This is a genomic window from Vibrio sp. Vb1729 (genome assembly GCF_033338655.1).
In the GTDB taxonomy this organism is placed as follows: domain Bacteria; phylum Pseudomonadota; class Gammaproteobacteria; order Enterobacterales; family Vibrionaceae; genus Vibrio; species Vibrio alginolyticus.
The window spans coordinates 179440-202200 of sequence record NZ_JAWOTB010000049.1 but is presented as its reverse complement, the minus strand read 5'-3'; the positions used below and the strand labels follow the sequence as shown (position 1 = coordinate 202200).

Here is a 22761-nt window from a genome sequence, read left to right as displayed (position 1 = left end):
TGCTTACTCCATCATTTTTTCAATTGGTAGAACGAGAATTGAACTTGCGCCCAACTCTTTCAGCTGTTCCATTGTTTCCCAGAACAGGTTTTCAGAACTCACTAAGTGAACAGCCATTTTCTGCTTATCTGCAGAAAGAGGAAGAACAGTTGGGTCTTCAGCACCTGGCAGTAGTGCTTTAATTTGATCTAACTTCTCTGCTGGGGCGTGAAGCATAATGTACTTAGATTCTTTCGCTTGCTGCACGCCTTGCATGCGAGTTAACAGCTTTTCGATTAGCGCCACTTTGTCTGCGTCGAACTCACCTGTGCGTTGAATCAATGTCGCTTTTGATTTGAAGATAATTTCAGCTTCTTTAAGGCCGTTCGCTTCCAGTGTTGCACCTGTAGAAACCAAATCAGCGATAGCATCAGCGAGACCCGCGCGAGGGGCAACTTCTACAGAGCCTGTCAGCATACATGTAGAGAATGGAACGCCGGCTTCATCCATGTACGCTTTTAGAAGTTGAGGATACGTTGTAGCAATACGCTTGCCAGCTAAGTCTTGTGGACCGTTGTACTCTTCGTCCTTGTCGATTGCGATAGATAAACGACAGCCACCAAAATCAAGTCGACGAAGCTGAACAAACTCGCAGGGTTCACCTAATGCTTTGCGGTCAAGGCGAACTTCTTCTAGTTCATTTTCGCCAATAAAGCCAAGGTCAACCACGCCATCCATAATTAAACCTGGGATGTCGTCGTCACGAACCAAGAGTAAATCAATTGGCATATTTTCAGAATGGACAACTAAACGCTCGCCCATTACGTTGAACTTTACGCCGCACTGTTTTAGTAGAGCTTGACTCTCTTTGCTAAGACGACCTTTTTTCTGAATTGCGATTCTTAAACGTTGTGTTTGCATTGCTTTGTCCCTATGCAAGATTTTGATATCTAAGTATTTTTCAAACGAATAAAACTAAAAAACCCTCGGGAGATTGAAGTCTCCCGAGGGTTTAAAATCTGCTTTTACTTTGATTTTACCTCCGGGAGTTTCCTGCCTCCCGGGTATGCGTACATCGCCCGAAAGACTAAATTGGGTGATGATGGTGATGAATGTTCATTACAAAATTACGCATACTTATTTAAGGCTCTTTTTGAGTTGCTTTGTTAGTAACCACACTAACTAAGGATTCTATATTTTTCAATACTCAATTGAATATTTTCTAAATATTTTTCACAAGACATTGATTTAAATGAAATTAAATTCTTTTCCATATTGAATACTCTGGTGGAAAGAACACCTCCAATCAGCTCTACTCTGACGAAGAAAGCGAAGAATAGTATGAATATTCACCAAAACAACTATTTAGACCGTACCCAACCCATTAATTGACATTTTTCTCAATAAAGAGACAGCAACTCACGTTTGAGACAAGTCATTCAAAACTATTATTAGAGCGGGGCAAAAAATAGTGATTAACAATGAAACTGCGTAACGGTAGTAATAAACAAGCTGTAGATTTCGACGATACGGCACTATACCCGTTGATCGGCAATAGTGCCTGTATCCAAGAACTTCGTACTGCAATACAAAAGTACGCTCAATGTGATGCTGAAGTCCTCATTCAGGGTGAAACTGGTGTTGGGAAAGGTCTTTGCGCTCGCCTTATTCATCAATTGTCGAACAGACACTCAGCACCTTTTGTGGAAGTCAACTGTGGAGCCATTCCAAGTGGTCTTATTGCATCCGAGCTTTTCGGCCATGAAAAAGGAGCATTTACAGGCGCAATCTCAGAGCGTATAGGTTTTATTCAAAAGGCACATAAAGGCACCCTATTTCTTGATGAAATTGGTGACATGCCACCAGACCTACAAGTCCACCTCCTTCACTTTTTGGAGAGTAAGCAAATCCATAAAGTCGGAGCGGATAAATTCATTGACGTGGACTGTAGGGTCATTGCAGCAAGCCACGTGGATTTGAAAAATGAGGTCGTACAAGGAGGATTTCGTGAAGATCTATTCTATCGGCTTAATATATTGCCATTAACTATCCCTCCACTGAGAAAGCGTGGAAAAGACATTATTATTTTATCTGAACACTTCCTAGCAGATCTGTCTCATGGTCAGGTACAAAAAATGTCTGATAAGGTAAAAGCCAAGCTCCTCAAACATCGTTGGCCAGGCAACGTAAGAGAACTGCGTAATGTCATCCAACGAGCAATTGTCATGTGTGAAGATCACACGCTTCTCGTCGCTGACTTGGGCCTTGATAACAATGAGAGGCAATTGCTCCCTTCTGTGGACCAAATTGATCTCGACTACCTACTGCAAGCTATCGAAGAAAATAAACACAATATGAGTGCGGCTGCACGTCATCTCGACATTTCAAGAACAACGCTTTATCGATTAATAAAGAAATACAACTTAAATGTTTAAATACTGTATAGGTGTAACGTAACACTGTGTAACAGGTAACTCTTTAGATATCATTTAGTTAACTCTGCATCGCAACCATGCGTATTTTGCTGTATTAAAAATCAAAAGCTTAAAATGGGCATAGTCTTTGCTTAGAACTAAGAAGAAGATGGATTGCTTTTCCATTACAGCCCATCAAGGAGAGCTCGGTACACAAACAATTCGCTCTTAACACGAGACTTTTATCCCCAAAAACGCGATTGCCCCCCTCACCTAAGTCGCGTTAAAAAAAAGCTCCGCTAAATTAGCGGAGCTTCCCTCTGTAACGAATCTATTCAAAACAACTTACGCACTCTGGCAAGACGCTATTTTAGACTTTGAAAGCCATGACAAAATAGCGCAAACGATAACGAATGTTATCGACGCTGCAATGAACGAAAACGCAATTGAAGCAGTCATACCAAGGGCAATAAAGCCGACGCATGAAACAAGCGCGACTGATAATGCATAAGGTAACTGTGTTGATACGTGGTCAATGTGGTTACAACGTGCCCCCGTCGATGACAGGATAGTCGTATCTGAGATTGGTGAACAATGGTCACCGAATACCGCACCAGCTAAAACCGCACTCAGCATCGGTAGCATTAGCGCTACGTCTGTTGCGCCAGCCATGTCTCCAGCGATTGGAAGCATGATGCCGAACGTACCCCATGAAGTACCTGTTGAGAACGCCATCAGGCCAGACAACAAGAATAGGATAACTGGGAGCCAATGAGGGTTGATATTGCCCTGCGCCATTGTCGAAAGGTAAGTACCTGTCTTCATATCACCGATAACAGAACCAATGGTCCAGGCAAATACTAAGATTAGAATCGCACCAAACATAGACTTAGCACCAATCCAAAGTGTACGTGCGATCTCAGCCATTGGTAGACCTTGCTTCACAACAGTAAACAGTGCAACTGCTAAGCCAAGCAAGCTACCGTAGATTAGTGATGTACCTACATCTGTATTTTCAAAAGCACCAAGAAGCGCAAACTCCTTACCATCAGCAGCCAATGCTTGGCCACCCGTGTAAAGCATTGAAGCGATAGTCGCGATAATCAGCGTCACGATAGGAAGTATCAAATCTGACACTTTACCCTTTTCACTTTCACGGATATCTAGCTCTTCGTTTAGGTCATGCGCTTCTTGCGAGTCATTTTCTTTGTCTTTATCAAAGCCACGACCTTGCGATGCAGAGATCTCATGCTCACGCATTTTACCAATATCAAGACCAAACCAAGCAACAGCGAACACCATTAGCAGCGCAAAAACGGCGTAGAAGTTCATTGGGATAAGACGAACATATGCGCCAAGAGCCGAATACTCTGTGATCCCATGTGAGACTAAGATCCCGCCAATAATAGTAATAATGTAAGCACCCCAGCTAGAAGCAGGCATAATTACACACATTGGAGCAGCGGTTGAGTCTAGAATGTACGCAAGCTTAGCGCGAGACACATAAAAGCGATCGGTTACTGGGCGAGAGATCGCACCAACAGCAAGGCTATTAAAGTAATCATCGACAAAAATGAATACGCCTAAAAAGGCGGCAAGAAGTTTGGAGCCGCGTTTACTCTTCACTCGAGATTGTGCCCATTCAGCAAAAGCACGAGTACCGCCAGATAGCGTTAATAAAGCTGTTGTCATACCTAATAAGATTAGGAAACCAACAATGCTCATGTTCCAAGTGTTAATTCCGCCATCTTCAATAAAGACAGAAGAAACTTGAGAACTGACGTAACCTGCGGTGTCGCTGATAGACCAGCTATTAAGTAGCACCGCACCTAGCACGATACCTACACCCAAGGAAACTAATACACGTCGAGTCAAAATCGCCAAAGTCAAAGCGACAATAGGTGGCAATAATGAAACAGGAGAACTAGAAAAATCTATTAAATTCATGATCTTCAAAAACCAAAGTTTGGCTAGAGATCTACTGCAGACAAGTCACGTAGCATACGATACGTGCTCATGTTGAACTTAGCGACAGGGAAGCGAACACTCCACCCAACCCTACAGTAGCGCTCCATAGTTTAATGTGAATATATACTATGGCAGTGTTGTTCCTTTCAGATACAACCCCAGCAAGTAACTTTGATGAGTTACTTACTTCGGCAATCTTCGCCTTCCACTATTATTCATTGGCATCACCCCAATAATAGCTACTCTTCGAGACCGCGCCTCTACGGCAACAACAAACAATTAACCACTAACTGTACAAATTAACAACAAATTGTCTGCAATATTGCATCAGGTGGCAGCCATTGTACTTATGATGAGAGTCAATGCAACACATCAAACTAAATTAAACAAATAAATAATGACTGAGATAATTTATAAACCTTGCCTACTTCCATAAGTTTTGTGCAACTGAAATCACATCAATCATGTTATTTATGAAACATTATTACTACCTTAGAAATATCATGGTTTATCTTATATCAATAAATTAAGGATATATGACACACCATTAAAGATGGATGCTTCATATTTTTAAGTAATAACTCAAATTTTTTTATAAAAAACCAAGCTGTCACTCTCTCTATACAATAATGATTGTTGATTTTAGTTCTCATCTAATAATGATTTATTTCGAGTGTAATAATATTAATTGCTTTAAAAAATAGTCAAATTTAAACAAAATCTTGATTTAGCATTTGCACATAAGGAAAAGATAAAGTTAAATATAAGGACTCTTTGTTTATTTATAGATTGGCATTATTTAATCGTAACGATAAAAAGTGCCCAACACATTAACCTTTTAATAGGAATCGTTATGTCAGAGCTGACTAAAACCCTTCTAAATATCCGTAGCCTTCGTGCATTTTCTCGTGAGCTGACTCTAGAACAATTGGAAGAAGCTCTAGATAAACTCACTACTGTCGTAGATGAGCGTCGTGAAGCAGAAGAAGCAGAACGCGCAGCACAAGCAGAGCAAGAAGCTAAGCTTGCAGAGATTGCTGAGAAAATCGCTCAAGACGGTATTGACGTAGAAGCACTTATTACTGCGCTATCTGGCGAAACTAAGACGAAAGGCAAAGCGAAGCGCGCACCTCGCCCTGCTAAATACAAATACACAGATTCAAACGGTAATGAGAAAACTTGGACTGGCCAAGGTCGTACACCTTCGGCGATTCAAGAGCAACTTGATGCAGGTAAATCTCTGGATGAGTTCCTAATCTAGATCCATGCTATTTTTAAAAGGCTCCCATAGGGAGCTTTTTTTATTTAAACCATTACAAAAAAAAGGCACATTTCTTAATGTGCCTTTTACTTTAGTTACAGAATAGTTAATTAAACCGCTTCGTATTAACGTTCCCAGTATGCTTCTTCTAGGCTATCTTCTCGCTCAGGAAGTCCGCGCGACAATCGTGGTGAATGTTGCACGAGAACTTCGTAGCTAGCACGGTTTGCGTATTTGCAGACTTGAGAAAAAGAAGAGTAAGTTAAATACTCGTTACTGTGCTTGCTTGAATTAGGCACATTTTCTTTATGGTATTTATTTGCTGCCATATCATGAAGAACAGCAGATAACGCAGCATCACCTGCGCCATTTGTATTCTTAATTTTTTCTGGGCCACCCATATATGGCGAGATATGCGAGTACACTTTTATTGGCGTCTCGCATGAGTCTTTTTTCGCCGGACGACTGAATTCATAACGATTAAATTCAGCAATTGACCCTGGAAGTAATGGCAAAGAAGTTTCGCGCTTCGCGCTATCTTCCGTATACCCAGCCATAAATAGACCTACAGGACCAGCCGTGCACAATACTAGATCAGCCCACTCCAATGTTTTATCAGACGCAGCAAGTGGATCAGATTCCCCCGTCAGAGCTTCTGCTTCATCTTCATTCATCGCAACGACTGAAACGTTATCTCGAATGAATTCTTGCCAATATTTAGGGTCATCTTGAATAACAAACTTTGTGCCTAAAGTCAGAACAACAGGCACATCATTCTTTTTCGCGTACTCAATCGCTTTCATTGTTGCTTCCGGCATTGGGTCGCCGTCTTTGCAACGTACTAGATATGACGTCAGTACAAGTGCTGATGCATTTTTAAAGATTTTCTCTGGAATGCTATCAGGATGGAGTTGGTTCATTTGCCCTTCGCTGATAGCAAAAGTACGTTCACCGTCTTCTGTGATAAGAGCAAAACAACGGCCAATTGCACCATCTACACCTTGTAGGTAGTTCAAGTCCATGCGGCTTGATGTATTACAAAGATAACGGTAACCGTAGCTGCCAATCTTAATATCCTGGCTCATCACTCCAAGTAGTGTGGAGCGGTCATCCGCTAGCACGGAGTAGTTATGTAGCGTGTTACCAATTGTACCGCCCGCATACTCATTGGTAATCAAGTTCTCTTCTTTCAGTTGCTGGTATAACTCTTCTGCTCTTTCGTCATCGATAACCAAAGAGTGACCTTTACTCAGACCGTACTTTTCAATCACATCCGTTGTAACTTTTGCTTCAATATCAACCAAGGTTTGGTCAATACCAATGATGTGAGTGCGCGTCATCTTCTTGCTTTCTTGTGCTTGGCTCACCAATGGGTCACGAGCATGAACAGGAAAATAGTGCTTGGATTTGCGTTGTCCAGGAAATTTCATATTGTTAGTCTGAGTAAGGGATGAAAAGGAGAACGGATTCTATACCGCCGTTATTAAAGCAGCAATAAAGGCAATTATAGCAAACGTTTGCAGTCTGCTTTTTTCTTTCAATCGGCCTATTCGCCTTCCATGAAACCCAAATCTGGTAATTGATCAAGGTGCTCGCTGTAGCGTTTCAGATTGAATTCACCTTCGTTTTTCATCACGTCGAAAATCTCAATCGACATTGCGCAGGCCATCATCGCAACCGCATCTTCACGTGGTGTACCTGTCATCATTAAACGCATCAGGGTTTCTTTTACTTTGAGCGGATTGCCATCTTCTAGCTGATTTTCAACAATTTCAATCAACTCACTTTCTTGCATAAATTGGTTTTCTTCAGTCATTTGCTTTTTCCTCTTGGATTTTTGCCAACTATGCCATATATAACCCTTCTATACTTATCGAATTTAACCCTCACCTGCGCATTTGGATAAATTTAAGCCAAAATCGAAGTGTGATTTCGATCTCGGATCTGTCACCGGTCAGTGGATTCTGGTAGAATCTGCGTCCCGTTAATTTTAGTGGTGTTTAGTAATGTCTGATAACAGCCAAAAGAAAGTCATCGTCGGTATGTCCGGCGGCGTTGATTCATCTGTTTCTGCGTATCTTCTAAAGCAACAAGGCTACCAAGTAGAAGGCCTGTTCATGAAGAACTGGGAAGAAGATGACAACGAAGAGTATTGTACAGCAGCAGAAGATCTTGCTGATGCTCAGGCAGTATGTGACAAGCTGGGCATTCACCTACACACCATCAACTTTGCTGCTGAATACTGGGATAACGTATTTGAGTACTTCCTTGCAGAATACAAAGCAGGTCGTACACCAAACCCAGACATTCTTTGTAACAAAGAAATCAAGTTCAAAGCATTCCTAGAGTTCGCTGATGAAGTGCTTGATGCGGATTACATTGCAATGGGTCACTATGTGCGTCGTTCTTTCCCTGAAAACGGTGAAAAACCACAAATGCTACGTGGTCTCGATGGCAATAAAGATCAAAGCTACTTCCTGTACACATTAAGCAACGAGCAAATCGCACGTAGCCTATTCCCTGTTGGTGACCTAGAGAAGCCAGAAGTACGCCGCATTGCGGAAGAGCAAGATCTAATCACGGCGAAGAAGAAAGACTCTACGGGTATTTGTTTCATCGGTGAACGCAAGTTTACAGAATTCCTAGGGCGCTACCTTCCAGCTCAACCAGGCAACATCGAAACACCTGAAGGCGAAGTGATTGGTCAACATCAAGGCCTGATGTACCACACACTTGGTCAGCGTAAAGGTCTACATATCGGTGGCCGTAAAGGCGGCGGTGGTAACGAAGACCCATGGTTCGTTGGTGAGAAAGATCTAGAGCGTAACGTTTTGATTGCCGTTCAAGGTAAAGACCATCCAATGTTGAAATCAGAAGGTCTACTTGCATCACAACTTCACTGGGTAGATCGTGAGCCAATTCGCGATGTTATGAAGTGCACAGTGAAAACTCGTTACCGTCAGGAAGATATTCCTTGTACAATCATCCCTATCGATGATGAAAACATTAAAGTGATCTTTGACGAGCCACAAATTGCTGTAACTCCAGGTCAATCAGCTGTGCTCTACAAAGATGACGTGTGCCTAGGTGGCGGCATCATCGAGCAACGCATTAAATATTCTCAAGCTTAGGAGTCGTTACGTGGCGAATACACTTTATGACCGTACTATCGCTTTTGCAGGTATCTGCCAAGCTGTTGCCTTAGTTCAACAGGTAGCGAGAAACGGACATTGTGATCAAGATGCCTTTGAAACGTCAATTAACGCCATTTTGAATACTAGCCCAGCGAACACCATTGGTGTTTTCGGCCGCGAAGCCGACCTTAAGCTGGGTCTTGAATGCTTGGTGAAAGGGATTGATAGCACCCCATCGGGAAGTGAAGTCACTCGCTACATCATCAGCCTAATGGCATTAGAGCGCAAGCTATCGGGTCGTAACGATGCAATGTCACAACTTGGTGACCGCATTCAAATGGCTCAGCGTCAAACGGAACATTTTGAATTGCTAGATGATCAAATGATCAGCAACCTAGCAAGCATTTACTTGGATGTAGTCAGCCCTATTGGTCCTCGTATTCAAGTAACTGGTACTCCATCGGTACTGCAACAAACCTCTAACCAGCACAAAGTTCGTGCGCTGTTGTTATCGGGTATTCGTAGCGCAGTACTCTGGCGTCAAGTTGGCGGTAAACGTCGCCACCTGATCTTCGGACGCAAGAAGATGGTAGAGCAAGCGCAAATCCTTCTTGCTCGAATGTAATAAGGTATCAAGTAAGCAGCTCGCGTTTATCGCGAGCTCATTTTTTTCGACCAAAACAAATCTCGCGCAAACGTTTGCGCAATATTCGTGACAATTGCCACAGTTATTGGTATAAAGCTCACGAAATTTAGAAACCCAATTCAGGAGAACATCATGGAACTGTCAGCATTGACTGCTGTTTCACCAGTAGACGGCCGTTACGGAAGCAAGACAATTGCGTTACGCGAAATTTTCAGTGAATACGGTCTACTAAAGTACCGTACTATCGTTGAAATCCGCTGGCTACAAAAGCTTGCTGCTACTGCTGAAATTGCAGAAGTGCCAGCGTTTAGCGCAGAAGCAAACCAATTCCTAGACGACCTTGCTGCAAACTTCTCTGAAGAAGATGCACGCCGTATCAAAGAGATCGAGCGTACAACTAACCACGACGTAAAAGCGGTTGAGTACTTCCTAAAAGAGAAAGTAGCAGACGTTCCTGAACTGCACGCAGTAAACGAGTTCTTCCACTTCGCATGTACTTCTGAAGACATCAACAACACATCACACGCTCTAATGCTTAAAGAAGCGCGTGAGAACGTGATTCTTCCAGAAATCCGTAACCTAATCGACGCTATCAAAGCGCTAGCAGTGGAATACCGCGACATTCCTCTTCTATCTCGTACACACGGTCAGCCTGCTTCTCCATCTACTATGGGTAAAGAAATGGCAAACGTGGCGTACCGTATGGAGCGTCAATTCAAGCAAATCGAAAACGTTGAGATCCTAGCGAAAATCAACGGTGCAGTAGGTAACTACAACGCACACCTTTCTGCTTACCCAGAGCTAGATTGGCACAAGTTCTCTGAAGAGTTCATCACAGAGTCTCTAGGCGTAACTTGGAACCCTTACACAACTCAAATCGAACCGCACGATTACATCGCTGAGCTGTTCGACGCTATCGCTCGTTTCAACACTATCCTGATTGACTTCGACCGTGACGTTTGGGGTTACATTGCACTAGGCCACTTCAAGCAAAAAACTATTGCTGGTGAGATCGGTTCTTCAACAATGCCTCACAAAGTTAACCCAATCGACTTTGAAAACTCAGAAGGTAACCTAGGTCTTGCGAACGCTGTATTCGGCCACCTAGCACAGAAACTGCCTATCTCTCGTTGGCAACGTGACCTAACTGACTCAACGGTTCTACGTAACCTTGGTGTTGGTGTTGGCTACGCTATCATCGCTTACACTTCGACACTTAAAGGCATCAGCAAGCTAGAAGTAAACCGTGAAGCCCTTCTTGCTGAACTAGACAAGAACTGGGAAGTACTAGCTGAGCCAGTACAAACCGTTATGCGTCGTTACGGCATCGAGAAGCCATACGAGAAGCTGAAAGAGCTAACTCGTGGTAAGCGTGTAGACGGCGAAGCAATGCGTAACTTCATCGACGGTCTTGAGCTTCCTGAGCACGAGAAAGCACGTCTGAAAGAGATGACGCCAGCGAACTATATCGGTCAAGCAATCGAGCTGACAGATAAGCTGTAATACTCCTGTAACGACCAGATACTTAAAAGGTTGACGCGAAAGCGTCAACCTTTTTTAGTTAGGAGAGTTAGGTCGGGAGAAAATAATTTTAGTTATATGGAATGGATTATTAATTGAAGATCAGCCCCATTTGTTATGCCTGCTTTTGGAAGAACAAGGTTATTGTTCCTACTTCCACACCAAACTTTTTTATTTTCGTTAGATTGAAAACGTGTCTGTCATCCTGACGATAAAGCCAATCATCAAAAGCAACCGTCACTGATGAATCCTCCATTTGTAGCTCAAAGTCATATTGCCACTGTAGCGCATTGCCCTGCTCTTCCCCTGTTGCTACACCTATAATATCGTCTGCCTTACCTTCATAACGACCGTCTTCTAATCTAGTGATAACCCAAATTCGCTGGTCCACCTCTCCGTCATCAAACACGAAGTCTTCCACCAGCGTCAGCGTATCACCCGCTACAGTACCCACTATATCGACCTCAAAGCGACGCGTTTGCTGTCCGGTATAATCTTGCACCATCCCCCACGCCTTTATGTCGCCTTCGAAATAACCGAATACGTCAAAAGTCGGTGTAGAAGAGCGGTAATTATCAATGTCTGCGGAACATGCCGAAAGAAAAACAGCTGCCACTAAAGTCGCTGCTTTAAAAATTCGTTTAAACACTATCTAACCTGCCCTATCAATTGTTTTCGGAGTTTCGGAAATTCTGTGTTGGGTGATAACCATATAGCCAAAAATGCATCGTTCATTCGTTCGTCTTCAATGATGCCAACGTTCTTTACTTGCACGTCCCCAACCTGCTTATAAAAAAGCTGACCAGATTTTCCATCTGTTAGATAAGTAAGCTCGTCACCTTTTTGAATATCAGGAAACATACGATCGAGCTCGCTGATCCAAGCTTTTCGATATGAGTCCGTAAAACCCAATTTCGCCCACTGCTCATCCGTCACATCAAGCAGCTGTTGCTTACTGATGTCTCTCTTGTAATTAATTTCCAACGCAAGGGGATGTGGCGATACGTCATCGCTTACGATAAACTTTCCATCAGGCGCTTTTAATCTTGAGTGATAAATATCGAAGATGAACCAAGTAAGTTGGGCTTCTCCAACAGTTTTCCACCCCTTCCAATTCGCAATGTTGCTGGCAGCTTCGCTATTTCCAACAGGTTGAGCTTGCAGAGCAAAAGAACCAGTTACTATTACCAACGCAAGCAACCTAGTCAGTCTCTGAGTTAAGTCTCTCTTCAAGCTTTTCATTTCCGTACACCTTGAGTATCAAGAGCATCATGACGCACCATTCGACAAACAACATTGCCAGTGTAGCGCCAGTGCTGAATCCAAATTCAACGGCTTGGAGTTTATGGCCAGCAAAGTAGCTCGCCGTTCCTCCGAGTCCGCCTACTATTGATACGTAGGTTTTTGGGAAACGGTACAAAATTGACTTGAGTTGATAGGCATACCAGGCGAACAGAACCCAAAGGCACAAAAGCCAAAGGGGTAACCATTGAGTGGCAAACATGAAAATTGAAAATTGCTGATTTAATGTATCAAGCACGAGACCAATCGTGGCGATCACACCAATACTTTTGAGCGAAGATGCGTCAGTTTTCAAACAATATAGTAGGGTTGCCAAAGTAAGGAATAACGTGACCCATTGCCATTGATAGGTTCCAAGCACCGCTGCAAACCAGCAGAGTTGGAACCATGTCGAAGCAAGAAATACCTTCATAACGAACTACGGGCGTTGAAACGTCATGTGAACTGCACTGATCGTGCGAGCCAAAAAGCCACCTTCACAGTAGCTCAAATAGTAGCGCCACATACGCACAAAGCGGTCGTCGTAGCCAAATGAGCGCACTTCACCCTCTGCTCGATTAAAACGTAAGTGCCATTCGTTCAGCGTCTTAGCGTAGTCCAAACCAATATCGAACAAGTCTCGCGTCACTAAGTCACTGTATTTTGTTGTGGCTTGGGTTAGTGAGGTTACCGACGGTAAAAAACCACCCGGGAAAATGTACTTTTGGATAAAGTCGACGTTGTTACTGTAGTAATCGTAACGCTGATCGGCAATCGTAATCGCTTGAATCGCCATCAAGCCACCGGACTTTAATAAAGACTCACAGACCTTAATGTACGAAGGCAGGAATTGTTTGCCCACAGCTTCAATCATTTCAATAGAAACGAGCTTGTCATAAGTGCCGGTTAGGTTGCGGTAATCTTCTTTGAGTAGAGTGATTTTGTCTTCTAAGCCACGCTCTTTGATTTTTTGCTCCGCGTACTCGTGTTGCTCTTCAGATATCGTTGTTGTGGTGACCTGACAACCGTATTGTTCGGCCATGTAAATCGCCATAGCGCCCCACCCTGTGCCAATTTCAACAACATGATCAGTGGGCTTCAGCTCAAGTTGCTGACATAGACGATCCATTTTGTTGATTTGAGCCTGCTCTAGAGAGTCATCCGCATGATTGTAAAGCGCCGACGAGTACAGCATATTGGTATCAAGGAACGCTTCGTATAGGTTGTTACCCAAGTCGTAATGCGCATGGATATTTTTACGTGAGTTCTCTTCAGAGTTTCTGTTTGACCAATGACTGAACTTGTACAGTATTTTAGTCAACCAACTGCCTTGCTCTTCGAGTTTATCTAGAGCACGCATGTTAAGGGCCATCAGTTTCATTAATGAGGTTAAATCGGGGCTATCCCACCACCCATCCATATAAGCCTCACCAGCAGCAATACTGCCGCCTTGCAAGATCCGTGAATAAAAGCCTGGATGTTTTACCTCTATAGTAGCGACAACAGGTTGACCACTGTACTCCCCATTTGGCGCATTAAAACGCTCGCTTCGCTCTGTCGTTTCCGTCTTAAAACTTTCAATAACTGTTAAGCAGCCGATTTCCATTTTTTGCAGACATTGAAAAATAACTCCGCGAGCCGCTTTTTGCGTTGTCGTCAATTTACGCGGCAATGTCATAGAACTAGTATTTAACATGCAGAATTCTCCTTGTGCTTTTTATTTTTTTTGTCTGTTTTTTCAGTATCGGCTTCTATTTCTTCATGCGTTGAATATTTAGGATGAGAATAAAAAGGTGCGCCTTTCACCCAAAGTTTTAATGCGTGCCAATAAATACCAACCATTACTTTTACAGTTTGTATTGGTGTAACGATCAAACACCTCAATAAGGTTTTGCTTGAAAGTGGCTTGGCTTTCATAACCATGGTGGCATCAAAGTGTTTCTCTCCTTTGTGGCATTCAAGATGAATATTCAACTTGTCTGTCAAAGGTTTAATTCTCCAGCGGTAGAGTTGGTCAATCGGGTTGAATGGTGAAACATGGAATGCTTTAACTTGTTCCCAACCAAACTTTTCTTCTTCTTTATCTGCTGACACCACGTAGTAATGTCGTTCATTCCAAGGAGTGTTACTCACCTCTGCGAGGAGATACTTCCATTCTCCTTCCGCGTTATAAACGTAGTAGAAATTAACGGGACTGAAATAAAGTCCTAGATAACGCAAGTGACAGACTGCGATTACCTTGCCGGTACAGCGAACACCTGTCAGTTCTTCAATTTTGCTGTGCACTGCCGACTTGACGCTACCTTCACCAATGTAATCACTGCGCTTGAAGCGAGCCCAATGCCACCAACGCGAACCAAAACCCCATACTTTTTTCTCTAAAGCATCGATCTCGTCTACATCAATGGCGGGCATAAATAAAGAGTAGTTCAACTCATGATTCACCGGCGTGAATCGACGGTGACGAACGTTGCCTATAAACAATCGGCTGTTCATTTGGCTATCCATATCACGCTGCGCCTTTTTCGAAAGGAACCACATTTTGTTCGCGGTACTTTTCTTCTAGTTCTTTCACAACATCAAGCGCGCTACGCACGCCATCTTCATGAAAACCGTTGTACCAATAAGCGCCGCAGAACCAGGTACTTTGTTTACCCTGTATCTCATTTTTGCGCTGCTGCGCTGCAATAGACTCAGTGGTGAATACTGGATGATGATAAGTGAACGAACGCAAGACTTTATTTGAGTTAATTTGCTCAGTACTATTCAACGTTACACAAAACGTGTGTTCTGATTGAATATGCTGAAGAATGTTCATGTTATAAGTGAGCGAAGGGAGGCGTTGCTGTTGCTCTTCACTGCCTTCCAATAGGTAGTTCCATGATGCCCATGCTGCCTTACGTTTTGGTAGTACGGCAGAGTCGGTATGAAGAACAACTTCATTTGCTTGGTATGTCATATCCCCCAAGATTTCCTGCTCAATTGGGCTGATATCCTCTAGCATTCTCATTGCTTGATCACTGTGACAAGCAAAGATAACGTCATCAAACCAATGCGTTTCTCCGCGAACTTGAACGCCAACCCCTTTTTCGTTGCGAACCACTTTTTCGACAGGACTATTAAGACGAATATTCTCGGCAAAGCCTTTGGTCAATGGTGGAATGTATGAACGTGAACCACCTTTAATCACATACCATTGTGGTCGGTTAGTCACATCTAGCAGACCGTGGTTGAGGAAGAAACGTAAGAAGAACATAAGAGGGAATGCGCGCATGTCAGCTAAAGTCGACGACCAAATCGCAGCACCCATCGGTAATATGTAGTTATCGGTAAAAAAAGCACTGAATTTGTGTTCGTCAAGGAACTCACCTAACGTCTGAGAGTGCGAAGATTGCTCGCTAGCGAAGCGCTTGGCAAGTTTATTGAAACGAAGTATCTCGAAGATAAATCGATAAAATTTAGGGTTTGCCCAGTTACGTTTTTGAGCAAACAATGTCGACACTGTGTGGCCGTTGTACTCTAGTCCGTTCCCATCGTTTCTGACACTGAAGCTCATTTGAGTCGGCAGACCTTCAACGCCAATCTCGCTCATCATTTTAATGAAATTAGGGTACGTACGATCGTTATAGACGATGAACCCAGTGTCTATCGCGTATTCTCTACCATCAAGGCTCACATCAACGGTTGCAGTATGGCCACCGATGTAATCGTTCGCTTCAAAAAGCGTTACATCATGTTCTTTATGCAAGTAATAACCACAAGTAAGGCCAGAGATTCCCGTTCCCACAATCGCTATCTTCTTTCTTCCTGCTGTTTTCATTTTTATTCCTTCTTATGATACGAGTTTAGCAGTTAGGCGAGCTTGCCAACTGTATGGAAGTAACGAGATAAAACGTAAAATACTGGTAAATCTCGCTGGGAAATAGATATAGGTCTTGTTGGCGGCTAACTGCTTCCTGATAGAGTCCGACGCTTGCTGAGTAGAAATGATCATTGGCATTTCGAAGTCGTTTTTGTCAGTCAACGGCGTTTCAACAAAACCAGGAAACACCGTTACCACTTTGATCCCTTTCTTTTTCAAGTCGACGGCGAGCGTGCGTGCAAAATAACTGACTGCCGCTTTGGATGCGCCGTAAGCTTCTGCACGAGGCAGTGCCACTTCTGATGCGATAGAGCCAACAATAACAATGCGGTGCCCTCTCTCTAAATGTACTTGGCAGCCTTCAACGCAGTTGGCAACACCGACAACATTTACGTTCATCACACGCGCCATGAGTTTCGCGTCGACCACTCCCTCATCCATGTACTCACAATCGCCTGCGTTAAAAACCCATGTGTTTGGCGTAAAGGGCAAATTAGAGAGCGCCTGCTGAGTTTCCTCATAATTTGTCACATCAAACTGCAATGTATGAATTTTGGCAGAAACTGCCTCCAGTTCTGCAAGAACATCTTGATTCCGACCACAAGCAATCACATTCCATTCTGAGGTCGCGTAATCTAGGGCAAGCTGCCTTCCTATTCCGGAGGTGGCGCCTGTGATTAAGATGGTGTTGTTCATTGTCCTAACCTCTGCTTGATGGTTTTAACGACTGAACCAAGTAACGGTAAATGCTCATAGAGCATCTCTCCGAGATCAAAATAGTCTCGGTGATAAATGACCTGACCTTCGCTAAATTTGAGGTGCGAAACACCATTGACGAGAATAGGCGCACCCTTCTGAAGTTTGGGATGCTGAAGGTCCATTGTCCAAGTTAGGAAGCCTGTATCTCCGACTTGTTGATGCTCATGGATTACAAAATCACAACTGATGACGTTGGCATATAATGAGGTGAAATAATCCGAAAGTGCTGGCCATCCTTCTAAACGATGCGCTGCGTCCTCAAATACTACATCTTGGTGATATATATCCTTAAGCAGATGTAAGTTCGCTTTGTTGAGCTTTTGATAGATATTGCCAACAGACTGTATGTCCATTTTTTACTCCTACACGCCCATTAAGTTGTACAAAATTATTATATGTACAAGATAGTTCATTCCACCAAAGTTGTACAAAAATAATTTTGTATAACTTTATTTCTGTAAGTAGTACGTGATGAAGTTCGCACGCGATCAATCGGCGAAAAAAAGGCTTGGTCAAAACCAAGCCTTTTCAGCAGATTAACAATTATTTAAGTAGGAACAATTAGTATTGCTGGCCTCGCAACGCTGCAATACGTTTATCTAGCGGAGGGTGGCTCATTAATAGCTCAGTCAGCGACTGCTTGCCATTGATACCAAACGCCATCATGGTGCCATCCAGTTGAGATTCATGACTCACCTTCAAACGCTCTAGAGCCGCAATCATTTTTTCTTTGCCAACGAGGCGCGCAGCACCTGCGTCCGCGTGGAATTCGCGATGACGGCTGTACCACATAGTCAAGAAGCTAGCTAGGAAACCAAATACCAGTTCAAGCACCATGGATACGCCAAAGTAAACCATCATATTTGTACCTTGGCCTTCTTCATCATCGTTCGATGCCACGATATTGGCAATAAAGCGTGATAGGAAGATAACAAACGTGTTCACGACACCTTGCATCAACGTCATCGTGACCATATCACCATTTGCAATATGGCTCACTTCGTGTGCAAGTACTGCCTCTGCCTCATCACGAGTCATATTGTGTAAAAGACCAGTAGAAACGGCGACAAGAGAGTCATCTCGTTTTGCACCTGTCGCAAATGCATTGATATCTGGTGAATCATAAATAGCCACCGTTGGCATACCAATACCCACTTGTTGAGCTTGACGACCCACAGTTTCGACTAACCAATGCTCCGTTTCGTTGCGCGGGCTTTCAATGACCATACCACCAACCGAGCGTAGCGCCATACCCTTTGACATCATCAACGAAATAAATGCGCCACCAAAACCAAATACAGCAGCCATTACAAGTAAACCTGACAGACTGCCTGGTTGCATTCCAGTTACAGCGTAAACAATATTCAGAACAACACTAAGCACTAGCACGACAGCTAGGTTAGTTGCTAGGAATAACATAATTCGCTTCATTACTTTTCTCCGAGGAAGCTTATCGTTTTTTTAAAACGGATTGTTATAAGGAACAAATGGTAATCGCTATAAAAGCCAATTCCGTTGATTTTCATGTTCCGTGCGTTATAGATATAGTCTATCCGCGATAAAAACAAGGTTAAGCAATAAATTGCAACATTTGTTTTCGGGACTGAAATATTTAATTCAAGCGATTTCAAAACATGCTTTGGTAGGAGCCGGAACCTCCGTTCATATACATTTATCAAAATGATAAAATAAGCTCTGAGCTACCCATCATCTATTGATAGATGATCTTGGTGTTAAATCTATCACCTCTTAGCAACTTAGCTAGAAATTTTTTAATAGACCAAAAACAGTACGTTAGCTCTGCTATAGACTTTGGTCTTATTGTGCGGCTACATGGACATGCTAAATTCGAATGAGATGAACAAAACAGAGCCACTCTAAGTACATTGCAAAAAGTGCATTGGGTGAGCTCAAAAACTCCATGTATTGAGGGAAAAACCATGGTAGAAACTAACGACTATCAAATGGCTATTGATTTACTGCGTTGTCACCTAGGCATCTCAGAGGACGAGGCAAAGCAACAACTTGGTATTTCAACCGATCATCATATGTCTCAGCGTGTTGCAGAAACACAACAAGCATTGATGGGGCTCAGCCAAGATAAGTAATCTGACTTTTTAGCTTACACCAACAAGAAAGGGCTGCATTGCGCAGCCCTTTGGTTTTTTAGTCTTTTACCCTAAACACCATTAGTCAGTGTTTAGCAACGGCTCTACATTAATGTACTTGCCTAGCTCTTTACGTTTAGCACTTGGAATATATGGAATTTCCCCAAGCTTAGGTGCATCGATACGTGCTTCTAGCATCTCGATAATGTCAGCGTAGTGCTCTGTGCCTGGGTTGACGCGGTTTGCCACCCAGCCAACAAGATTCAAACCATCCGCTTTAATACTCTCTGCTGTGAGTAAAGCGTGGCTCAAACAGCCTAATTTAATGCCAACCACCAGTACAACAGGTAACTGCTCTTCTTTTACCCATGTAGATAAACAGTCCGTATCGGATACTGGCACACGCCAGCCTCCAGCACCTTCAACGAGAACAACATCGGCTTGCTGCTTATGTTGAGCCAGTTTTTGACTCAGAACATCGTAACTTATTTCGACATGTTCATGCTTCGCTGCAATGTGGGGAGAAGCAGGCAACTCTAAAGCGTATGGGTTCACATCATCATAGGCCACATCGAGTGTTGCGGCGTCTTGTAAGTGTAAAGCATCAGAGTTACGCCATCCGGCTTCAGTCTTGTCACTCCCTGCTGCCACTGGCTTATAACCAATAGTGTTTAGTCCTTTTGCGGCGATCGCTTGCAAAATGGCTTTAGACGCTACCGTCTTTCCAACATCAGTATCCGTACCAGCAATAAAAAAAGCATCAATCATAGATGTATTACTCCAAAACAAACCTGATAACTTGCAGGTAGAAGACCTTGATCGTTTTTAAACGCTTGGTACGCATGCTCAACTTTTAACAAAGTCTCGCGACTAGTTAAACCGTGTGAGCGCCCGCTTACGTGATTTGCACCTATACCTTTGAGGTCACGCATAACTGAAAATGCAGAGTCGTACCAAACTGTGATGGTGGTCAAGTCTAGTTGATGGCTGTCACATCGAGATTGCGCTAACGCAATTTTTACCTGATTGAGCGTTAGAAAGTTATTGACGTGTTGATATGCATCAATTTTTTCCCATGATGCACGCAGCTCATACAGTGATCCATCAACCAGTGTAGAGAACCACGCTTTCCCACCATTTTTTAGCACGCGGCGCACTTCTTTTAGTGGGTAACTTAAATCTGTACACCATTGCAGCGCTAAACTTGAAAACACATAATCGAAGCTATCATCGTCAAATGGTAAGTTTTCAGCATCAGCAACTTGGTAGTGCATTCGTACTGCACCACAACGCTGCTCTGCTTTATCTAACATGGCTTGAGAGATATCGCCGCAGACTACTTCCGCACCGCGTTGTTGAAGTAGTTGGGAGAAATAACCCGTGCCACAACCTAAATCCAATACACGTTTTCCCGTCAAGTTTTCAGGAAGTTTATCAAGCAGCTGATGCCCGACATCACGTTGAAAAGCCGCATGTTTATCGTATGTTTCTGCTGCTTTACCAAACGAAGAGGCAATCGCGTCTTTATCTTGATGGAAACTCTCTAACGCGAGCGTTTGCGCTAATGCGGTAGTTGCATTATCCATTACAGCGCTCCTAATGCTTGCTTCAATGCCATTGAAAGCGTTTTAACTTGTTCGTTGGTGTGATTGGCAGTGAGTGTGATTCGAAGGCGAGACGTCCCTTTAGGCACCGTCGGTGGTCGAATAGCGGTAACCCAAATGCCGTTTTGGCGACAAGCGCTCGCAACCTGCAAAGCCAGTTCAGATTCACCAATCACAAACGGCTTAATCGAAGTCTGAGTCTCAACAAAGCCCTCCAGATCGCTGAGGCAGTCTCGATACACTTCACTAAGCTCTGAAAGCTTTTCACGTCGCCAAGACTGCTCTTGAACGATAGAAACCGCATGCGTTAGCGCATAGGCTTGTGCCGGAGGCATCGCTGTGGAATACACATGGTGACGAGCAAACTGAGTTAAAAAGTCCCCCGTTGCGTGGTCACATAAAATAGCCGCGCCAGACATACCAAACGCTTTGCCGAAAGTAACGATCAGTATCTCGGGTTTAAACGTTGCCAACTCACAAGAACCACCACCGGATTGACCAAGAACGCCAATACCATGAGCGTCATCGACAGCAAACCAAGCATCATGACTACGAGTGACTTCAGCTATATCGCTAAGCGGCGCACAGTCGCCGTCCATGCTGAATACCCCTTCAGTCACAACTAGATGGTTGTCTTCGCTATTAATCAGCGACTTTAGGTGCTCGATGTCATTGTGTTTGAAGCGCTTCATCTTAGCTGGTGACAACGCCCCCGCTTCCATCAGTGAGGCATGGTTCAAACGGTCTTGGATCAATACGTCTGATTTTTCCAACAAGGTGAACAACAAGGCTTGATTAGCACTGAATCCAGAACCAAACAGAATTGCTCTGTCGTAACCCAACCATTCGGTCAGTGCGGCTTCTAAATTGCTGTGCGCGGCACTAAAGCCAGTCACCATCGGTGATGCTCCACTGCCACTACCATATACGCTTAAACCTTGCTGCCAAGCCCGAACAAGCGCTTGGTCATTAGCCAATCCCAAATAATCATTACTTGAGAAATTAATGTAGCGTCTACCTTCGTGTTCCAAAACGGACTGGTTACCGGCAAACACCACATTCATAGAACGATTCAACCCTTGCGTTTTACGCTCAGCAAGGGCGGACTCGATACGAGATTTAAACGCTGGCATCGTAGAAAAGGTCGTCTTTTGTCGGACGGGCAGCAACGCGCTCTACGACGCGATCGAGTAACTCGTTTTCTTCGATTTCATCAGGCTTTTGAGACACCTCTTGGCTGTTAATACCGAGCTTGTTGAACAGCATCATGTCTTTGTCTTCAGAAGGGTTTGGCGTGGTCAGAAGCTTGCAGCCATAGAAAACGGAGTTTGCACCCGCCATAAAACACAGCGCTTGCATTTGTTCGTTCATGTTTTCACGGCCAGCGGATAAACGAACGGCTGATTGAGGCATCATGATTCGTGCAATCGCAATCAGGCGAATGAAATCGAAAGGCTCAACATCATCCACTTCTTCCAGTGGTGTCCCCTTTACCTTCACGAGCATGTTGATTGGAACGCTTTCAGGGTGTACCGGTAAGTTAGCCAATTCAACCAACAAACCAGCTCGGTCGTTAGCACTTTCACCCATGCCGATGATGCCACCGGAACAAATCTTCATGCCAGCATCACGAACGTGAGACAAAGTATCTAAACGGTCTTGGTAAGTACGTGTGGTAATGATGTTGCCGTAAAATTCAGGTGAGGTATCTAGGTTGTGGTTGTAGTAATCCAGACCTGCGGTTGCCAATTGCTTTGCTTGATCTGGCGTCAACATGCCTAATGTCATACACGTTTCTAAACCCATGCCCTTCACGCCTTTGATCATGTCGGTCAAATGTGGCATGTCACGCTCTTTCGGGTTTTTCCATGCTGCGCCCATACAGAATCGAGTAGAACCAGCATTTTTGGCTTTTTGCGCAGCATCGAGTACGCGTTCTACTTCCATCAGACGCTCTTTTTCGATGTCTGTGGTGTAACGAGCACTCTGAGGACAGTACTTACAATCTTCTGGACAAGCACCTGTCTTAATCGACAGAAGCGTGCTTACTTGAACATGGTTGGTTTGTTGATATTGACGATGTACAAGCTGCGCTTCGAATAGGAGATCCATGAATGGTTTTTCCATGAGATCGCGCACTTCAGCATGCGTCCAGTTATGACGAACTTCCACGTGTATTCCTTTAGTCACTTTTGTTGTTGTGTTGACAGTCTACTGAGTCTCG

The 22761-nt window shown here is 43.7% G+C and carries 23 protein-coding genes, 1 riboswitch and 1 other annotated feature; of the genes, 6 read left to right on the top strand and 17 right to left on the bottom strand.

The annotated features are described in order from the left end of the window. Positions 1–3: 3 nt before the first annotated feature. On the bottom strand, positions 4–900 hold the full coding sequence (hisG, locus tag R7E29_RS21320) for an ATP phosphoribosyltransferase (RefSeq protein ID WP_005378180.1): 897 nt from the start codon (positions 898–900) through the stop codon (positions 4–6). Positions 901–953: 53 nt separating this feature from the next. Then, positions 954–1091 (bottom strand) — a sequence feature (His leader region). A 369-nt stretch (positions 1092–1460) separates the two neighbouring features. Between hisG and R7E29_RS21315 the strand changes: the two genes are divergently transcribed. Continuing rightward, the gene (locus tag R7E29_RS21315; RefSeq protein WP_318083030.1) at positions 1461–2414 is read left to right on the top strand and encodes a sigma-54 dependent transcriptional regulator; all 954 of its coding nucleotides are present in this window, start codon (positions 1461–1463) and stop codon (positions 2412–2414) included. A 324-nt stretch (positions 2415–2738) separates the two neighbouring features. On the opposite strand, the gene tet(35) is transcribed toward R7E29_RS21315, so the two are convergent. Then, positions 2739–4340 (bottom strand): tetracycline efflux Na+/H+ antiporter family transporter Tet(35), encoded by a 1602-nt coding sequence (gene tet(35), locus R7E29_RS21310; protein ID WP_005378182.1) that lies wholly within the window; start codon positions 4338–4340, stop codon positions 2739–2741. 109 nt (positions 4341–4449) lie between these two features. Further along, positions 4450–4632: riboswitch (Lysine riboswitch) on the bottom strand. 582 nt (positions 4633–5214) lie between these two features. On the opposite strand from tet(35), the gene R7E29_RS21305 reads away from it, so the two are divergent. After that, positions 5215–5622 carry an H-NS family nucleoid-associated regulatory protein gene (locus R7E29_RS21305; RefSeq protein WP_005378185.1) on the top strand — a complete coding sequence of 136 codons (408 nt, stop codon included), beginning with the start codon at positions 5215–5217 and terminating at the stop codon, positions 5620–5622. 125 nt (positions 5623–5747) lie between these two features. Here the strand turns inward: R7E29_RS21305 and R7E29_RS21300 are convergent, their stop codons facing one another. Together R7E29_RS21300 and R7E29_RS21295 are read right to left on the bottom strand one after the other, a co-directional pair. Continuing rightward, positions 5748–7052 (bottom strand): inosine/guanosine kinase, encoded by a 1305-nt coding sequence (locus R7E29_RS21300; RefSeq protein WP_005378187.1) that lies wholly within the window; start codon positions 7050–7052, stop codon positions 5748–5750. 116 nt (positions 7053–7168) lie between these two features. Next, positions 7169–7438 (bottom strand): hypothetical protein, encoded by a 270-nt coding sequence (locus R7E29_RS21295; RefSeq protein WP_005437209.1) that lies wholly within the window; start codon positions 7436–7438, stop codon positions 7169–7171. 190 nt (positions 7439–7628) lie between these two features. On the opposite strand from R7E29_RS21295, the gene mnmA reads away from it, so the two are divergent. From mnmA to purB, 3 genes are all read left to right on the top strand, one after another. Beyond that, on the top strand, positions 7629–8753 hold the full coding sequence (gene mnmA / locus R7E29_RS21290; RefSeq protein WP_213906469.1) for a tRNA 2-thiouridine(34) synthase MnmA: 1125 nt from the start codon (positions 7629–7631) through the stop codon (positions 8751–8753). A 10-nt stretch (positions 8754–8763) separates the two neighbouring features. Further along, the gene (gene hflD, locus R7E29_RS21285; protein WP_005437207.1) at positions 8764–9381 is read left to right on the top strand and encodes a high frequency lysogenization protein HflD; all 618 of its coding nucleotides are present in this window, start codon (positions 8764–8766) and stop codon (positions 9379–9381) included. Positions 9382–9534: 153 nt separating this feature from the next. After that, the gene (gene purB, locus R7E29_RS21280; RefSeq protein ID WP_005378198.1) at positions 9535–10905 is read left to right on the top strand and encodes an adenylosuccinate lyase; all 1371 of its coding nucleotides are present in this window, start codon (positions 9535–9537) and stop codon (positions 10903–10905) included. 133 nt (positions 10906–11038) lie between these two features. Here purB and R7E29_RS21275 read toward each other — a convergent pair whose 3' ends face one another. From R7E29_RS21275 to htpX, 9 genes are all read right to left on the bottom strand, one after another. Continuing rightward, the gene (locus R7E29_RS21275) at positions 11039–11572 is read right to left on the bottom strand and encodes a DUF3833 domain-containing protein (RefSeq protein WP_155489421.1); all 534 of its coding nucleotides are present in this window, start codon (positions 11570–11572) and stop codon (positions 11039–11041) included. Continuing rightward, positions 11572–12165 (bottom strand): chalcone isomerase family protein, encoded by a 594-nt coding sequence (locus R7E29_RS21270; RefSeq protein WP_017821712.1) that lies wholly within the window; start codon positions 12163–12165, stop codon positions 11572–11574. Before R7E29_RS21270 ends, R7E29_RS21275 begins: the two co-directional genes overlap by 1 nt. Beyond that, positions 12125–12637 (bottom strand): DUF2878 domain-containing protein, encoded by a 513-nt coding sequence (locus R7E29_RS21265; RefSeq protein WP_054576397.1) that lies wholly within the window; start codon positions 12635–12637, stop codon positions 12125–12127. Before R7E29_RS21265 ends, R7E29_RS21270 begins: the two co-directional genes overlap by 41 nt. A gap of 6 nt (positions 12638–12643) precedes the next feature. Beyond that, the gene (locus R7E29_RS21260) at positions 12644–13900 is read right to left on the bottom strand and encodes an SAM-dependent methyltransferase (RefSeq protein WP_054576396.1); all 1257 of its coding nucleotides are present in this window, start codon (positions 13898–13900) and stop codon (positions 12644–12646) included. Then, positions 13894–14712, bottom strand: coding sequence for a DUF1365 domain-containing protein (locus R7E29_RS21255; RefSeq protein WP_025766884.1), 819 nt, complete (start codon positions 14710–14712; stop codon positions 13894–13896). The genes R7E29_RS21260 and R7E29_RS21255 overlap by 7 nt, the downstream gene beginning before the upstream one ends. Before the next feature lies 1 nt (position 14713). Then, positions 14714–16024: an NAD(P)/FAD-dependent oxidoreductase gene (locus R7E29_RS21250; protein ID WP_053303217.1), complete on the bottom strand. Its 1311-nt coding sequence runs from the start codon at positions 16022–16024 to the stop codon at positions 14714–14716. 12 nt (positions 16025–16036) lie between these two features. Beyond that, positions 16037–16762: an SDR family oxidoreductase gene (locus tag R7E29_RS21245; RefSeq protein WP_017634393.1), complete on the bottom strand. Its 726-nt coding sequence runs from the start codon at positions 16760–16762 to the stop codon at positions 16037–16039. Beyond that, a complete protein-coding gene (locus R7E29_RS21240; RefSeq protein ID WP_005378211.1) occupies positions 16759–17178 on the bottom strand; it encodes a nuclear transport factor 2 family protein in 420 nt (139 codons plus the stop codon). The genes R7E29_RS21245 and R7E29_RS21240 overlap by 4 nt, the downstream gene beginning before the upstream one ends. Before the next feature lie 208 nt (positions 17179–17386). Then, the gene (gene htpX / locus R7E29_RS21235; RefSeq protein WP_005388085.1) at positions 17387–18256 is read right to left on the bottom strand and encodes a protease HtpX; all 870 of its coding nucleotides are present in this window, start codon (positions 18254–18256) and stop codon (positions 17387–17389) included. Between the two features lie 509 nt (positions 18257–18765). On the opposite strand from htpX, the gene R7E29_RS21230 reads away from it, so the two are divergent. Beyond that, entirely contained in the window at positions 18766–18933 is a 168-nt protein-coding gene (locus R7E29_RS21230; protein ID WP_005378215.1) for a hypothetical protein, read from the top strand. Positions 18934–19014: 81 nt separating this feature from the next. On the opposite strand, the gene bioD is transcribed toward R7E29_RS21230, so the two are convergent. The 4 genes from bioD to bioB are packed head-to-tail and all read right to left on the bottom strand — an operon-like array spanning position 19015 to position 22709. Further along, entirely contained in the window at positions 19015–19701 is a 687-nt protein-coding gene (gene bioD, locus R7E29_RS21225; RefSeq protein ID WP_005378217.1) for a dethiobiotin synthase, read from the bottom strand. Continuing rightward, the gene (gene bioC, locus R7E29_RS21220; RefSeq protein ID WP_005388087.1) at positions 19698–20519 is read right to left on the bottom strand and encodes a malonyl-ACP O-methyltransferase BioC; all 822 of its coding nucleotides are present in this window, start codon (positions 20517–20519) and stop codon (positions 19698–19700) included. The genes bioD and bioC overlap by 4 nt, the downstream gene beginning before the upstream one ends. Continuing rightward, the gene (bioF, locus tag R7E29_RS21215) at positions 20519–21670 is read right to left on the bottom strand and encodes an 8-amino-7-oxononanoate synthase (protein WP_054576395.1); all 1152 of its coding nucleotides are present in this window, start codon (positions 21668–21670) and stop codon (positions 20519–20521) included. The genes bioC and bioF overlap by 1 nt, the downstream gene beginning before the upstream one ends. Next, positions 21657–22709 (bottom strand): biotin synthase BioB, encoded by a 1053-nt coding sequence (gene bioB / locus R7E29_RS21210; RefSeq protein WP_005378222.1) that lies wholly within the window; start codon positions 22707–22709, stop codon positions 21657–21659. The genes bioF and bioB overlap by 14 nt, the downstream gene beginning before the upstream one ends. Between the last annotated feature and the right edge of the window lie 52 nt (positions 22710–22761).